The sequence below is a fragment of the Corynebacterium sp. HMSC056F09 genome, assembly GCF_001815785.1.
In the GTDB taxonomy this organism is placed as follows: Bacteria; Actinomycetota; Actinomycetes; order Mycobacteriales; family Mycobacteriaceae; genus Corynebacterium; species Corynebacterium hiratae.
Map to the genome: position 1 here is coordinate 104,229 of NZ_KV821896.1, position 13,905 is coordinate 118,133.

Annotated in this window: 15 protein-coding genes and 1 tRNA gene; 10 read left to right on the forward strand and 6 right to left on the reverse strand. The window is 60.4% G+C overall.

Translation table 11 applies throughout. The features are described 5' to 3' along the window. The first annotated feature begins 4 nt into the window (after positions 1–4). The 9 genes from HMPREF3056_RS02145 (at position 5) to nusB (ending at position 6,956) form a co-directional block, all read left to right on the forward strand. Positions 5–811 carry a shikimate dehydrogenase gene (locus tag HMPREF3056_RS02145; protein WP_070516939.1) on the forward strand — a complete coding sequence of 269 codons (807 nt, stop codon included), beginning with the start codon at positions 5–7 and terminating at the stop codon, positions 809–811. Positions 812–856: 45 nt separating this feature from the next. Further along, positions 857–1,249, forward strand: coding sequence for a prepilin peptidase (locus HMPREF3056_RS02150; protein ID WP_070516942.1), 393 nt, complete (start codon positions 857–859; stop codon positions 1,247–1,249). A gap of 51 nt (positions 1,250–1,300) precedes the next feature. Then, entirely contained in the window at positions 1,301–2,512 is a 1,212-nt protein-coding gene (gene aroC, locus HMPREF3056_RS02155) for a chorismate synthase (protein WP_070516945.1), read from the forward strand. Continuing rightward, positions 2,509–3,018 carry a shikimate kinase gene (locus tag HMPREF3056_RS02160; protein WP_070516947.1) on the forward strand — a complete coding sequence of 170 codons (510 nt, stop codon included), beginning with the start codon at positions 2,509–2,511 and terminating at the stop codon, positions 3,016–3,018. Before aroC ends, HMPREF3056_RS02160 begins: the two co-directional genes overlap by 4 nt. A 77-nt stretch (positions 3,019–3,095) precedes the next feature. Further along, a complete protein-coding gene (aroB, locus tag HMPREF3056_RS02165) occupies positions 3,096–4,166 on the forward strand; it encodes a 3-dehydroquinate synthase (RefSeq protein WP_049154583.1) in 1,071 nt (356 codons plus the stop codon). Positions 4,167–4,205: 39 nt separating this feature from the next. Continuing rightward, positions 4,206–4,631 (forward strand): type II 3-dehydroquinate dehydratase, encoded by a 426-nt coding sequence (gene aroQ, locus HMPREF3056_RS02170; RefSeq protein ID WP_070516954.1) that lies wholly within the window; start codon positions 4,206–4,208, stop codon positions 4,629–4,631. 43 nt (positions 4,632–4,674) lie between these two features. Further along, entirely contained in the window at positions 4,675–5,766 is a 1,092-nt protein-coding gene (locus tag HMPREF3056_RS02175; protein WP_070516956.1) for a M24 family metallopeptidase, read from the forward strand. A 94-nt stretch (positions 5,767–5,860) separates the two neighbouring features. Beyond that, on the forward strand, positions 5,861–6,424 hold the full coding sequence (efp, locus tag HMPREF3056_RS02180; protein ID WP_046648551.1) for an elongation factor P: 564 nt from the start codon (positions 5,861–5,863) through the stop codon (positions 6,422–6,424). A gap of 1 nt (position 6,425) precedes the next feature. After that, entirely contained in the window at positions 6,426–6,956 is a 531-nt protein-coding gene (gene nusB, locus HMPREF3056_RS02185) for a transcription antitermination factor NusB (RefSeq protein WP_049154585.1), read from the forward strand. A 230-nt stretch (positions 6,957–7,186) separates the two neighbouring features. Here the strand turns inward: nusB and HMPREF3056_RS02190 are convergent, their stop codons facing one another. From HMPREF3056_RS02190 to HMPREF3056_RS02215, 6 genes are all read right to left on the reverse strand, one after another. Next, positions 7,187–7,951, reverse strand: coding sequence for an amino acid ABC transporter ATP-binding protein (locus HMPREF3056_RS02190; protein WP_049154586.1), 765 nt, complete (start codon positions 7,949–7,951; stop codon positions 7,187–7,189). Beyond that, entirely contained in the window at positions 7,951–8,904 is a 954-nt protein-coding gene (locus tag HMPREF3056_RS02195) for an amino acid ABC transporter permease (protein WP_046648548.1), read from the reverse strand. Before HMPREF3056_RS02195 ends, HMPREF3056_RS02190 begins: the two co-directional genes overlap by 1 nt. Then, complete coding sequence (locus HMPREF3056_RS02200) at positions 8,897–9,781, reverse strand: ABC transporter substrate-binding protein (RefSeq protein WP_049154587.1); 885 nt, start codon at positions 9,779–9,781, stop codon at positions 8,897–8,899. Before HMPREF3056_RS02200 ends, HMPREF3056_RS02195 begins: the two co-directional genes overlap by 8 nt. A gap of 3 nt (positions 9,782–9,784) precedes the next feature. Then, the gene (locus HMPREF3056_RS02205) at positions 9,785–10,600 is read right to left on the reverse strand and encodes a DUF368 domain-containing protein (protein WP_070545652.1); all 816 of its coding nucleotides are present in this window, start codon (positions 10,598–10,600) and stop codon (positions 9,785–9,787) included. Positions 10,601–10,736: 136 nt separating this feature from the next. Then, positions 10,737–11,012, reverse strand: a complete 276-nt coding sequence (locus tag HMPREF3056_RS02210) for a hypothetical protein (protein WP_046648545.1) — start codon at positions 11,010–11,012, stop codon at positions 10,737–10,739. 67 nt (positions 11,013–11,079) lie between these two features. Continuing rightward, a tRNA-Leu gene (locus HMPREF3056_RS02215) sits at positions 11,080–11,153 on the reverse strand. A 91-nt stretch (positions 11,154–11,244) separates the two neighbouring features. Here HMPREF3056_RS02215 and polA point away from each other — a divergent pair. After that, positions 11,245–13,896, forward strand: coding sequence for a DNA polymerase I (gene polA / locus HMPREF3056_RS02220; protein WP_070545655.1), 2,652 nt, complete (start codon positions 11,245–11,247; stop codon positions 13,894–13,896). The last annotated feature ends 9 nt before the right edge of the window (positions 13,897–13,905 follow it).

The following is a 13,905-nucleotide window of genomic DNA, read 5'->3' on the forward strand; positions in this document are numbered from 1 at the left end:
TAGGATGCCGCGCGCCGCAGTTTTAGGCAGCCCCATCGAGCATTCGTTATCCCCGGTCCTCCATAAGGCCGGCTATGATGCGCTGAATCTGAAGGACTGGGATTACACCAGGTTCGAGGTGACCGACTTGGCTGCCTTCCTCGCCGAGGTAGGGGAAGAGTACCGAGGTTTCTCGGTGACCATGCCATTGAAGTTCGACGCCTTGGCTTGCGCAGACATCGTGAGCGAGCGCGCCAAGCTCATCGGCTCTGCGAATACCTTGGTGCGCACCGCGGAGGGGTGGCGCGCGGACAACACGGATACGGAAGGCGTGCTGGGCGCACTCGATGAGCTGCTGGGCTCTTCCCAGCCGTCTTCGGCGCTGCTCATCGGCGCTGGTGGAACCGCGCGGCCGGTCCTGTGGGGGCTAGCCCAGCGTGGTGTTAACGATGTCACCGTGCTCAATCGCTCAGATCGTCGTGCTGAACTACGGCCGCTAGGGGACGCCCTTGGCCTCTCCCTCCACTCAGCATCTTTTGGTGATGATCTCGCGGGGTTAGCGCGCTCGGTGGACCTCATCGTCTCCACTGTTCCCTCCGCCGCCGTGCAAGAGCATCTGACCCGGTTGGCAAAGGCCCCAGTGTTCGACGTTATTTACGATCCATGGCCTACGCCTTTAACTGTCTATGCGGCTGCTGATGGCTATCCGACGGTCGGCGGGCACATCATGCTGGCTAACCAGGCTTATTCGCAGTTTGAACAGTTTACCGGGCACACCGCCCCGCGGGCAGAAATGCTGGCTGCTCTCAACGCTGCGCTCAAGCTGCCTTAATCAACAGCATGCGCGGCAGCACCCCGCACGGTAGGCTGCGCAGTCATGGGGGATGTGCTTTTCCTGGCGTGGGGGTGCGCCTTAATCGTTTATGACCTGCGTTTCAAACGCCTGCCCAACTATCTGACCCTGCCTGCCGCCGTGCTGTCGCTGTGGTGGTTCGACCCAGCCGGGCTGCTATGGCCGGGGCTTTATATTCTGGTTGCATTGCTGAGCCGCGCCGGAAGCGTGGGCGGGGGTGATCTTAAGCTGGCGTTGCCACTGGGCATGGTGACCGCCCACGCGGCGGGAGTACTAGGGGTTGCGTTCGCGATGGTAGGGGCGTCGCTGAGCACGCTGCTCTGGGGGTTCATGACGCAGGATCGGAAACCCGCGCACGGGCCCGGCATGCTCATTGCGGCAGCACTTGTCGTGCTGTTTAACCCCGACACGGCGTGATAGGCGGCCCAGTGCCCCCGAAAGAACCCCTAGCGTGTGATAATAGTCCGCATGCTTCGTTGGACTACCGCAGGTGAATCTCACGGCCAGGCACTCGTTGCACTCATTGAGCACATGCCCGCCGGGGTTCCCGTTTCCCAAGACGACATCGCTCTCCAGCTCTCTCGCCGCCGCCTCGGCTATGGCCGCGGTGCCCGCATGAAGTTCGAGGCCGATGAGCTCACCTTGCTCAGTGGCATTCGCCACGGACTGACTCTGGGCAGCCCAATTGCCATCATGATCGGCAACACGGAGTGGCCGAAGTGGACCACCATCATGTCCCCGGACGCGCTCGATCTCGATGACCCGGAGACCGCTAAGGCGATGGCTTCCGGCCGCGGCGCCCCGCTCACTCGTCCTCGCCCGGGGCATGCCGATTTCGCCGGCATGGTGAAGTTTGATCACGCGGAGGCCCGTCCCATTTTGGAGCGCTCCTCTGCACGCGAGACCGCTGCTCGCGTCGCCGCGGCCACGGTCGCGCGCAACTTCCTCCGCGAAACCCTGGGAGTCGAGGTGCTGTCCCACGTCATCTCCATCGGTGCCTCAGAACCTTATGAGGGCCCGCATCCTAGCTTCGCGGACCTTGAGGCTATCGACGCTTCACCGGTACGCGCCTGCGATAAGGCGGCGGAAGAGTCCATGATCGCAGAGATCGAAACCGCGAAAAAGCAGGGAGACACTCTGGGCGGCATTGTCGAGGTGATCGTGGAAGGCCTGCCGATTGGCTTGGGCTCGCACACCTCGGGTGAAGACCGCCTCGACGCACAGCTCGCCGCCGCCTTGATGGGGATTCAGGCGATCAAGGGCGTCGAGGTCGGCGATGGCTTCGCTGAGGCCCGCCGCCGCGGGAGCGAAGCGCACGATGAAATGGTCCGCACCGACAATGGCGTGGATCGTGAGACTAACCGCGCTGGTGGTCTGGAAGGCGGCATGACCAACGGCCAGACGCTGCGCGTGCGCGCGGCGATGAAGCCGATTTCCACGGTCCCGCGTGCGCTCAAGACGGTCGACATGGCCACAGGTGGGGCGGCTACCGCTATTCACCAACGTTCCGACGTCTGCGCGGTACCGGCTGCCGGCGTCGTGGCAGAGGCGATGGTGGCGCTCGTTGTCGCGCGTGCGGTGCTGGAGAAATTCGGCGGCGATAGCCTCGCCGAAACCAAGCGCAACATCGCTGCCTACCAGGACTACGTGGCAGGCCGACTGGAGTGGGGTGACGCATGAACTCCCCACACGTCGTCCTTGTAGGACCTCCCGGTGCCGGCAAAACCACGATTGGTCGCCGCCTGTCGCGGGCACTGAACTGCGACGTTGTTGATACCGATAGCCTCATTGAGGCGCGCTATGGAAAGAAGTGCGGCGAGATTTTCTCCGAGCTGGGTGAGCCGGAATTCCGCGAAGTGGAAGCCGAGGTCGTGCGCGAGGCGCTGGCTACCACCGGGGTGGTGAGCCTAGGTGGCGGTGCCGTGCTGACAGAATCGACGCGGGACTTGCTCGATAGCCTGACCGTCGTCTACCTCGACATCACACCCGAAGAAGGCGTCACCCGCACGATGGGGGGTACCAGCCGCCCGATTCTCGAGTCGGCGGATCCCCTCGCGCGTTATTCCCAACTCTTGGAGGAGCGACGGCCGCTCTACACCAAGGTTGCGGATTTAAAGGTACGCACAGGCGTGCGCTCCCCGCAGCAGGTGGTGGGCGATATTTTGAGCTTCCTCGAGACTCTCTAAGACACCGGCTTATTGTCACTCCACCCCCGCGACGACTAATGAAGACGACTACTAGCGCTGCTGAAGGAGCCGCTCCCATGCACACCATTCCGGTTAACGGACCATCCCCCTACGAGGTCACGATCGGCAGTGGGCTCAGTGCTGCGATGATTGAGCGCGCCGCCAGTATTGGTGCGGCGAAGGTGGCGATTATCCACCAGCCGCCGCTGTCCCAAGCTGCCCGCAAACTCGCTGAGCAAGCCAGCGCACAGGGCCTCGAGGCCACCCCGGTCGAGGTTCCCGATGCCGAGGCTGCCAAGCAGCTTGATGTATTGGCACGTCTGTGGGATGTGTTCGGTGACGCTGAGTTTAGCCGCCGCGATGCAGTCATCGGCCTCGGCGGCGGTGCCGTCACAGATTTGGCGGGTTTTGCTGCGGCAACGTGGATGCGCGGCATCCCGGTTATTCAGGCTCCGACGACGCTGCTGGCGATGGTTGATGCTGCCGTGGGCGGGAAGACAGGTATCAACACAGCCGCAGGAAAGAACCTCGTTGGGGCGTTCCACGAGCCGGATTCAGTCTTCGTAGACCTGGATCACCTGCGCACGCTGCCCGAAGACGAGATCATCGCTGGCTCCGCAGAAATCATCAAGACTGGTTTCATCCACGATCCACGCATCATCGAGCACTATCTAGCGGACCCCGCCGCTTGCCTCAAACCGGAAGGCCTGCTTCCTGAACTCATCGAGCGGTCCATTGCCGTCAAGGCGCACGTGGTGGGCCAGGACTTGAAGGAGTCCGGTCTGCGCGAAACCCTCAATTACGGCCATACCTTCGGCCACGCTGTGGAACGCCGCGAAAATTACTCGTGGCGCCACGGCCGTGCTGTGGCGGTGGGCATGATGTTTATTGCGCACCTGTCCCACGCTCGGGGGCTTATCGACGCCAGCCTCGTCGCCACCCACCGAGACATCCTCACCCGGATCGGGCTGCCCACCACCTATGAGCAGGGCCACTTCGAGGAGTTGCTCGACGGCATGCGGCACGACAAGAAGAACCGCGAGGGTCGCATCCGCTTCGTCGCGCTCACTGGTATTGGGCAAACAACCCGCCTCGAAGACGCAACAGAAGAGGAGTTGCGCGCAGCTTACACGCAACTGGCCTCGTAGAGTTTCAGCTGACCCCCTAAAGCTTAAGGAGCGCACACCATGACCATCCTCGTTCTCAACGGTCCCAACCTGAACCGTTTGGGGAAGCGCCAGCCGGAGATTTACGGCAGCGAAAGCCTAGCGGATATCGAAAGCCAAGTGCGCGCCGCGGCGGGGGAGGAAGAGATCGTCTTCTTCCAGTCCAACCATGAGGGTGAACTCATCGAGCAAGTGCATCGAGCCGCCGACGAAGGCTGGCCCGTGATCATCAACCCAGGCGGCTTTACCCACACGTCGGTGGCGCTACGAGATGCCTTGGCGGAGGTAGCCGATGGCGCCGGTTTCGTCGAGGTTCACCTCTCCAACGTGCATGCACGCGAGGCTTTCCGCCAACACTCTTACCTCAGTCCACTCGCGCGCGGTGTTATCGCAGGGCTGGGCTCGTATGGCTACGTCGCGGCACTGGGGTACCTACTGGCAAATTAGCTATCATGGAGTATCGCTTGAAAATGAATGGAGTGGTTCTCTCATGGCATTAGCCGATACTCGTTATAGCAACCGTCGCCGCAAGCTTATGACCGAGCTGTCCGGCCAGCGTATTGACGCCATTATTGTTACCCACTTGACGCACGTGCGCTACCTGACAGGTTTTTCCGGCTCGAATGGCGGTTTGTTGCTCCGCAAAGATCTCTCCGCACTCATGGCAACTGATGGTCGCTACACAACCCAGATTGCACAGGAAGTCCCGGATATCGAAGCCAGCCTTGGCCGCGATGTGGGCCCGCACCTGTTGGAGAAGGCATCCGATGATCTGCGGGTTGGCTACGAGGCGGACTATGTCACTGTCGCACAGCTCGAGCGTCTGGAGAAGGCAAAGCCCGAAGGCGTAACGCTGGTACCCGTCACCGGGGTGATTGAGAAGATTCGCCTGGTCAAGGACAACATTGAACTCCAGAAACTGGAAGAAATTGCCGCTTTGGCAAACCAGGCGCTCACCGAGCTCATCGAGGCTGGTGAGGTAGCTGCTGGCCGCACGGAGCGACAGGTCGCTGCTGACCTGGAATACCGCATGCGCATGCTCGGTTCGGAGCGCGTGAGCTTTGACACCATCGTGGCCTCCGGCGAAAACTCCGCTAAGCCGCACCATGGTGCAGATGACCGTGAGCTGCGCAAGGGTGACTTGGTCACGATTGATTTCGGCGCTCACCTGCGCGGTTTTAACTCCGACTGCACACGCACCTTTGTCATCGGTGAGGTCACTGACTTTGCCCGTGAAATCTACGACATCGTCCTGCGAGCCCAGGAAGCAGGCGTCGAGGCTGCGGTGCCGGGCGCGAAGCTTGTCGACGTCGACGCGGCCTGCCGCGATATCATTACCGAGGCCGGCTATGGCGAGTACTTCGTCCACTCCACCGGCCACGGCATCGGGCTTGACGTGCACGAAGGCCCCTCCGCAGCAAAGACCGGGAAGGGCGAGTTGGCTGAAGGTATGACGCTGACCATCGAGCCAGGCATCTACGTTCCGGGCAAGGGCGGTGTTCGTATCGAGGACAGCCTCTTCATTACCTCCGGTGCGCCGAAGATCATTACGCCCTACCCGAAGGAACTTCAGGTGCTGTAGCCAGCACCCCTTCGCTCCGCTGGTGCCGTGCGTACGGTATGCTTAGACACTGTTTTCATAGTTTCGACTACAAGTAATTTGGGAGAGTCATTTCATGGCAGATACCACTGATTTCAAGAACGGTCTCGTTCTGAAGATCGACAACAAGCTGCAGCAGATTGTCGAGTTTCAGCATGTGAAGCCGGGCAAGGGCCCAGCTTTTGTGCGTACCAAGCTCAAGGACGTGGTCTCTGGCAAGGTAACGGACAAGACTTTCAACGCTGGCGTGAAGGTGGAGACCGCTAACGTCGACCGCCGCGACATGACCTACCTGTACAACGATGGCCAGAACTACGTGGTCATGGATGATAAGACCTACGAGCAGTACGAGCTGCCATTTGACAAGTTCGGCGACGCCGGCAAGTTCCTTTTGGAAAACATGCGCGTCCAGGTCTCCTTCCACGACGGTGAGGCTCTGTTCGGTGAGCTGCCGATCTCCGTTGACCTGAAGGTGGAGCACACTGAGCCGGGCCTGCAGGGTGACCGCTCCAGCGGCGGCACTAAGCCGGCGACGCTCGAGACCGGTGCTGAGATCCAAGTTCCGTTGTTCATTGAGACCGGTAACACCCTCAAGATCGATACCCGTACTGGCGAGTACCTGTCTCGCGTTAACAACTAAGATGACCCAGCCAGAGCCTAATTATAAGCGTCACACGGCGCGCTACCGTGCGCGCCGCCGAGCCGCAGATATCCTCTTCGAGGCAGAGTCTCGCGATGTTGATCCGGTAGCAATCGTGGAGGACCGCGTCGAGCTTGCCCGCGATCCGGAAAATGGTGTGGCGCCGATCGCTGAGTACACCCGCGAGATCGTCAGCGGCGCAGCTGAAGAGTTGGACGCTATCGATGACGCCATCGCCCGGTACCTTTCAAGCGAATGGTCCCTCGAGCGCATCCCTGCTGTTGACCGCGCGATCATGCGCGTAGCGGTATGGGAAATCCTCTTCAACGCGGATGTTCCCAACGCGACTGCGCTCGTCGAAGGCGTAGAGCTTGCCTCGGAGTACTCCAATGACAAGGCCGCGCCCTACATCCACGCGGTGCTGGATGACGTCATCCAAGCCCAGTCCGCGGATAGCCCGATGGCCTCGGCCTCTGCCGAGGACTCTGAGGAGCCCGCTGAGACTGCGGAAGACGAAGGCGTCTCCGAGTAGAGCCTACGTCTTTCCCTAAAGCCCTAAACTCCGGCCAGCTATCCTTTTCGGACTGGTCGGGGTTTCGCTTTTTAGCTGGCTTTCGCCACGTTGGAACGGTTCTTGAGCAAAATAAACTGCCCTAGTTGCCAAAACCATTGCTCTCGCCGCGATGGCGGCGCATAACTTTGGCAACTAGGGCAGTTGCGGCGGTGGTGCCGCGCGTGCGTCGGTGGTTGCAGTGCAGCGCGCTAGAGCAGCGAAGAGAGGAAATCCTTCGTGCGCTGGTGCTGCGGGTTGTCCAAGACCTGCTCCGGGGTGCCGGTTTCGACGACGCTGCCGCCATCCATGAAGACAATGGTGTCGGCGACCTCTCGGGCAAAGCCCATCTCGTGGGTAACAACGAGCATGGTCATGCCATCGGCGGCAAGCTCCTTCATGACGCGGAGAACCTCACCGACGAGCTCGGGGTCGAGGGCGGAAGTGGGCTCGTCGAAAAGCATCAGCTTCGGGTCCATGGCAACCGCACGGGCAATGGCGACACGCTGCTGCTGACCACCAGACAGTTGCACCGGGTAGGCCTCCGCCTTGTGCGCGAGGCCAACCTTTTCCAGCAGCTCCATGGCCTTCTTCTTGGCTTGCTCTGGGCTCTGCTTCTTTACCTGGACCGGTGCCTCGATGATGTTTTCCAGCACGGTGCGGTGGCTAAACAGGTTGAACTGTTGGAAGACCATGCCGATATCCTGGCGCTGGGCGGCGGCTTCCTTCTCGGAGATCTCATAGAGGACGCCGTTGCGCTCGCGGAAACCGATGAGCTCGCCGTCGATGTAGAGTCGGCCGGCCGTGACCTTCTCTAAGTGATTGCAGCAGCGCAGGAAGGTGGACTTGCCGGAACCGGAGGGACCCAAGAGACAGGTGACCTCGCCGGGCATGACGGTGAGGTCGATTCCTTTAAGAACCTCGAGCTGGCCGAAGGATTTGTGCACATTCTGCGCGGAGATCATGGGGGTGGTCATTAGTTCTTTACCTCCGGGATGACAGAGACGTTGCGGGGGATAGTTCCTTCGGCATCCGCTAGCGCGGCCAGCTGGCGGCCGGTGAGCTCGCGGGTGGCGCCGCGCTCAAAGCGGCGCTCCAGGAAGTACTGGCCCACCATGAGCAGAGAGGTGATGGCCAGGTACCACGTCGCGGCCACCATCAGAAGCGGAATGGGCTCGAAGAGCGCAGCGGAGATATCCGTAGCGCGGCCAAAGATTTCGGCGGTGTAGGGAATGGCAACCACAAGGGAGGAAGTCTTGAGCAGAGAAATGAACTCATTGCCGGTCGGCGGGATGATGATGCGCATAGCCTGCGGCAGCACCGTGCGGCGCATGGTCATCCACCAGCCCATTCCCAGGGCCTTGCTGGCTTCCTTCTGGCCTTCCGGAACGGAGGAGATACCGGAGCGGACAATCTCCGCCATGTATGCGGCTTCGTTGAGGCCCAAGCCCAAAACGGAAAGAAGGAATGCGTTATTGAGAACCTCGGTGAGGGAAATCTCCGCGAATCCTAGGTTGATGGATTGGTAGAGGGCTGAAAGTAGACCCCAGAAAACTAGCTGTACGTAGATTGGCGTGCCACGGAAGAGCCACAGGAAGACCCACGACACGCCTCCCAGCACAGGGTTGGGGGACATGCGCATCACCGCGAGGGCAGCGCCGCCCACGACGCCGATGATCATCGCCAGGATCGTAATGGCAATGGTGTGCAGCGCAGCGGTGGCAATCCGAGTATCGAAGAGATACTGGAAATACGTGCCCCACCCGAAGGCCTCATTGCGCGCCGAGGAGATGATGAACCACACTGCAAGCAGCGCGAGGAGGGTAGCGAAGACCCAGCGCCAGGGGTGGCGCAGTGGGCGGGCTTCGATCTTTTCTGGGGTAGTCGAAGCCGACGACTCCGACGCTGCCGGGAGAGAGGAGTTAGTCATTGATCGGCCTTTCATTAATCATTGCGTGCTCGACGAGGCCCTCGTCGACGCCCCACTTATTGAGTATCTCTGCATAGGCTCCGGTGTCGATGAGGTGTTGGAGTGCCGCGGCCACGGCGGGTCCGAGGTCAGAATCCTTGGGCACGGCGAAGCCGTAGGGTGCCGCGTCGAACATTTCGCCGACCATGGACATACGTCCATCTGAGCGGTTAACAGCCCAGGCAGAAACGGGGGAGTCCGCTGAGAGAGCATCAGCGCGCCCCATCAGGACCGCTAGGGCGGCATTATCGCTCGTGTCATAGGGAAGAATGGTCAGGTCGCCGTCGCAGGCTTCCTGCTTGGGGCGCAGATCGTCGGTCTCCGATACCGTGGTGCGCTGCACCGCGACGGTGAGGCCACAGGGGTTGGATGGGTCCACGTCATTGGGGCCATCGGTGAGTTTCGCCCACTGAATGCCGGCATAAAGAATATCGACGAAATCGAAGTTCTCGCGCCGCTCATCGGTATCGGTGAATCCGGAACCGCCCAGATCGATTTGTCCGGCTTGGACCGCCGGCAGAATCATAGAGAAGTCTTGCTCCACCGGCTGAAATTCAAGCCCCAATACTTGGGCGACGGCATTGGCCAAGTCCATCTCTAGGCCGATGATCGAGCCGTCGGAATCCTTGAATTCGAAAGGCGCAAAAGGCGGGTTCGTGCCTACTGTAAGGACGCCATCGGCATCCTCGTACATCGCGGCAATCTCGGGAACTTCGTCCACGTTGGGCGCAGACCAGCCTTCCGGCAGCGCCGGCTCCACGTTGGTAACACAGCCGGAGAGGGTTGCGGATGCTAGCAACCCGGCAGCGCCCACGATGATGGCCGTTTTCTTTCTCATGCTTTAACTCTCTTGGTAGCTAGCGGCTTTGCGCCGGTCCACAACGATGAAAATGGCCACGATAATGCCACCAATCGCGAACATAAGCAGGATCAGTGGTGTGGAGGCGTCTTGGTCAGCGCCCCACGGCCACAACGCACGCAGGGAGCCGAGCATGAAACCAGCCATGGCTGCAAGGGTGACATCGCGGTGATTATCCAGCAGGTAGTTCAACACCTTGACGAAAGCTGCGAGGCCACACACCGCGCCGAGTGCGAAGACACCCACGACGACCATGTTGCGGTCTGAGACCGCACCGATAATCGGCGCGTAGAGGCCCATGGTCAGCAAAATGAGGGAGCCTGACACACCGGGAAGAACGAGCGCGCACACAGCCACCATGGCCGCTAGGAAAACCACGAGCAGGTTGGGGTCTTCCACTGGGGTGGAGGTGAAGCCGGTGACGAAGAAGATTGCGACGGCGGCGATAACAAGCGCGGCGATGGACGCGGGTGAAACGCGCGACATCATGCTCAGCGGCACGATGATAGACACGGCGACCATGCCGAGGAAGAGCGCGCTGGATAGCGAAACCTGGCCCTCCACAAAGTTATGGAGGATCGTGGAGAAGCCGAAAACGGCGACGAACATGCCGACGGCAACGGAGACGAGGAAGCCCCATTCGACCTTCTTGAAACGGCCGGAGATGAGATCATTGGCGTTATGCAAAGCGCGCTCATAGATGCCGACGATGAGCGCAACGGTGCCGCCGGAGATTCCGGGGACTAACTCGGCCATGCCAATAAGGGCGCCGCGAATGGCGTTGAAAAGATAATGCATAAACCGAAAGTAACCTTGACTGTCTACCCGGTGGGATTGCCGTGCCGGGAAGAGCGGGTGAGCAGATGACTTTTTATTCTCTCACCTCAACGCAGGCTTATGCAAACTATTCAATCAGTAGAAGGATATACGCCTTTTACATCGGCAGGCGCTTGGATACTTCGCCGTAGATCGATCCCAGGATGGCGAAGACAGTGAGGCCGACGAGGCCGTCGAGAAGCACTGCGTAGAAATTATTCAGCTGAGGATCGTTGGAGGAAGCCGTGGACTTGCGCAGTTCTTGATAGTAAGAAGATCCTTCAACCTTGGTGGATATCTGCTTGTCCGCGCTAGATTCGGCAGCAGTAGCAGCGGCGGTGCCGCCTACGGTGAGGGCAATGGCGGTGCTCACAGCGATGATAGTGCGACGCATGGCGACGGGTTCCTTTCCGTTGAAAACGCTAACACCCCACAACAAGCTCTGTTGTGGGGTGGAATTGTGCCCCTGGTGAGACTCGAACTCACACTACACGGGTTTTGAATCCGTTGCCTCTGCCAATTGGGCTACAGGGGCGCACAAGCAACGATACTAGCGCAGCGGACCAATTCGAACCTAATTGCCTGCCTGTGGCCCTCGACGGTGTCATTGAGCGCAACACGTTAGGATGGGCCGGGTGACTACTTCTCAGCCTCGACTCCTGCTCATTGATGGCCACTCCATGGCCTTTCGCGCATTTTATGCACTGCCCGCAGAGAACTTCTCCACCTCGGGCGGTCAGCACACTAATGCGGTGTATGGCTTTCTTTCCATGTTGGCGAACATTCTGACTGAGGAAAAGCCGGACTTTGTCGCGGTGGCCTTCGATGTGGGGCGAAAGACCTTCCGCACGGAGATGTTCCCGGAGTATAAGGCGCAGCGTGAAGCCGCCCCCGAAGAGTTCCGCGGCCAGGTCGAGCTCATCCGTGAGGTTTTGGAGACGCTTGGAATCACTACGCTGTCGCGCGATAACTTCGAAGCTGACGACATCGTGGCTACGTTGTCCACTCAGGCCGGCGCGGATTATGAGACCTTCCTGGTCACTGGTGACCGCGACTATTTGCAGCTTGTCGACGACTCCACGACCGTCCTCTATCCCATGCGCGGAGTCTCCAAGCTGCACCGCTTTACCCCGGAGGCAGTAGAAGAGAAGTATGGCCTCAGCCCCGAGCAATACCCAGATTTCGCAGCCCTGCGCGGGGACCCCTCCGATAACCTGCCGTCTGTCCCGAAGGTGGGGGAGAAGACCGCCACGAAGTGGATCACGCAGTACGGCTCTTTGGATGGCCTCATCGAGCACGCCGAGGAGATAAAGGGCGTGGCGGGGCAAAACTTCCGCGATCGCATCGAACAGGTCAAGCTCAACCGACAGCTCACGCAAATGGTGACGGATATGGACCTCGAGGTCGGCCCGGCGGACCTCGGCTTTAAGGGTGCCGTGGCTAGCGAGGTGGCAGCTCGCTTTGATGAATTGGAATTCGGCACGAATCTGCGCGAGCGGGTTCTCAACGCCGTACCGCATGACGCAGCAGCTGAAGCCGCGGCGGCTGAGGAGGCACCAGACGTATCGGTGACCGTGGTAGACACTCCGCTGGCTGAGTGGCTCGAAGACAAAGAACACGTAGCGGTCTTCGTGCAAGGCGACGGAACACCGGGCGCGGGTGATGCCGCCGCACTAGCACTCGTCGATTCCTCCTTCGAGGGACTCCAGATTGAATTGGCGGACCTGGACGCGGCCGATGACGCCGCACTGGCTGCTTGGTTGGAATCGGATGCGCCGAAGTACCTCCACGAGGCAAAGGCGGCATGGCATATGTTGTCCGGCCGGGGAATCGAGCTGCAAGGAATTGCCCACGACACCGCTCTCGCCGCCTATCTCTTGCGGCCGGGCCAGCGCACCTACGCCTTGACGGATGTGTACCAGCGCCATCTGCAGAAGTCCCTCGGGGCTGCCACGGAGCAGCTCTCCCTCTTGGATGACAATCAGCTTGTGGAACAGGCCGGCGCCATCATGGAGCTGGCGGCAGAATTGACGAGTCAACTCCAGGAGATTGATTCCTTCGAGCTGTATACCGACCTCGAGCTGCCTCTGGTGAGCATCCTGGCGCGTATGGAAGCCGCCGGCATCGCGGTGGACCGAGACGTCCTGGAGACGCAGCGCGATGCCTTCATCGAGCAGGTTAACGAGCAAGAGCGCGCTGCCCGCGAGCTCGCTGGTGACGATTCCCTCAATCTGAACTCCCCGAAGCAGCTGCAGGCAGTGCTTTTTGAGACCTTCGATATGCCAAAGACGAAGAAGACCAAGACCGGCTATTCCACCGCGGCCAAGGAAATCGAGCAGCTCGCTGCTACCCACCCGCACCCCTTCTTGGACCACCTGCTGGCGCACCGCGAGTATCAGAAGATGAAAACGACGCTGGAGGGGCTCATCAAGACCATCCAGCCGGATGGCCGCATCCACACCACGTTCAACCAGACTGTGACCTCAACGGGCCGGTTGTCCTCCACGGAGCCGAACCTGCAAAACATTCCGGTGCGCACGGAGGCGGGGCGCCAGATTCGCTCGGCCTTTGTGGTGGGGGAAGGCTATGAAACCCTGATTACGGCGGACTACTCGCAGATCGAGATGCGCGTTATGGCGCACCTGTCTGCTGATCCGGGCCTTATCGAGGCCTACCGTGAGGGCGAGGATCTGCACAACTACGTCGGCTCCAAGGTCTTTGACGTTCCGGTGGATGAGGTCACGCCGGAGCTGCGCCGCCGCGTCAAAGCCATGTCCTATGGCCTTGTGTATGGTCTTTCCGCTTATGGTCTGTCGCAGCAGCTAGGTATCCCGGCACGTGAAGCCAAGGAGATCATGGAGAGCTATTTCGAACGCTTCGGTGGCGTGAAGCGCTATCTCGATGAGGTTGTCGTGCAGGCCCGCAAGGATGGCTACACCTCCACGGTCTTCGGGCGCCGCCGCTATCTACCGGAGCTCAACTCCGATAACCGTGTGGCGCGCGAAAACGCCGAGCGTGCGGCCCTCAATGCGCCCATCCAGGGCACAGCGGCAGACATCATCAAGGTCGCCATGATCCGCGTGGACAAGGCTTTGGAAGGCATGGCTTCGCGCGTGCTCCTCCAAGTTCACGACGAACTCGTCGTGGAGGTGGCGACAGGTGAAACCGAGGAAGTCCAGCGCATCCTCGAACACGAGATGGACAAGGCTATCGAGTTGACCGTGCCCCTCGAAGTCTCCGTGGGCGTGGGCAAGAACTGGGATGCCGCAGCGCACTAGGGAGCGCTT

Coding starts and splice junctions, on each gene's coding strand:
- HMPREF3056_RS02145 (WP_070516939.1), top strand. CDS start 5: ATGCCGCGCGCCGCAGTTTTAGGCAGCCCCATCGAGCATTCGTTATCC.
- HMPREF3056_RS02150 (WP_070516942.1), top strand. CDS start 857: ATGGGGGATGTGCTTTTCCTGGCGTGGGGGTGCGCCTTAATCGTTTAT.
- aroC (WP_070516945.1), top strand. CDS start 1,301: ATGCTTCGTTGGACTACCGCAGGTGAATCTCACGGCCAGGCACTCGTT.
- HMPREF3056_RS02160 (WP_070516947.1), top strand. CDS start 2,509: ATGAACTCCCCACACGTCGTCCTTGTAGGACCTCCCGGTGCCGGCAAA.
- aroB (WP_049154583.1), top strand. CDS start 3,096: ATGCACACCATTCCGGTTAACGGACCATCCCCCTACGAGGTCACGATC.
- aroQ (WP_070516954.1), top strand. CDS start 4,206: ATGACCATCCTCGTTCTCAACGGTCCCAACCTGAACCGTTTGGGGAAG.
- HMPREF3056_RS02175 (WP_070516956.1), top strand. CDS start 4,675: ATGGCATTAGCCGATACTCGTTATAGCAACCGTCGCCGCAAGCTTATG.
- efp (WP_046648551.1), top strand. CDS start 5,861: ATGGCAGATACCACTGATTTCAAGAACGGTCTCGTTCTGAAGATCGAC.
- nusB (WP_049154585.1), top strand. CDS start 6,426: ATGACCCAGCCAGAGCCTAATTATAAGCGTCACACGGCGCGCTACCGT.
- HMPREF3056_RS02190 (WP_049154586.1), bottom strand. CDS start 7,951: ATGACCACCCCCATGATCTCCGCGCAGAATGTGCACAAATCCTTCGGC.
- HMPREF3056_RS02195 (WP_046648548.1), bottom strand. CDS start 8,904: ATGACTAACTCCTCTCTCCCGGCAGCGTCGGAGTCGTCGGCTTCGACT.
- HMPREF3056_RS02200 (WP_049154587.1), bottom strand. CDS start 9,781: ATGAGAAAGAAAACGGCCATCATCGTGGGCGCTGCCGGGTTGCTAGCA.
- HMPREF3056_RS02205 (WP_070545652.1), bottom strand. CDS start 10,600: ATGCATTATCTTTTCAACGCCATTCGCGGCGCCCTTATTGGCATGGCC.
- HMPREF3056_RS02210 (WP_046648545.1), bottom strand. CDS start 11,012: ATGCGTCGCACTATCATCGCTGTGAGCACCGCCATTGCCCTCACCGTA.
- polA (WP_070545655.1), top strand. CDS start 11,245: ATGGGCCGGGTGACTACTTCTCAGCCTCGACTCCTGCTCATTGATGGC.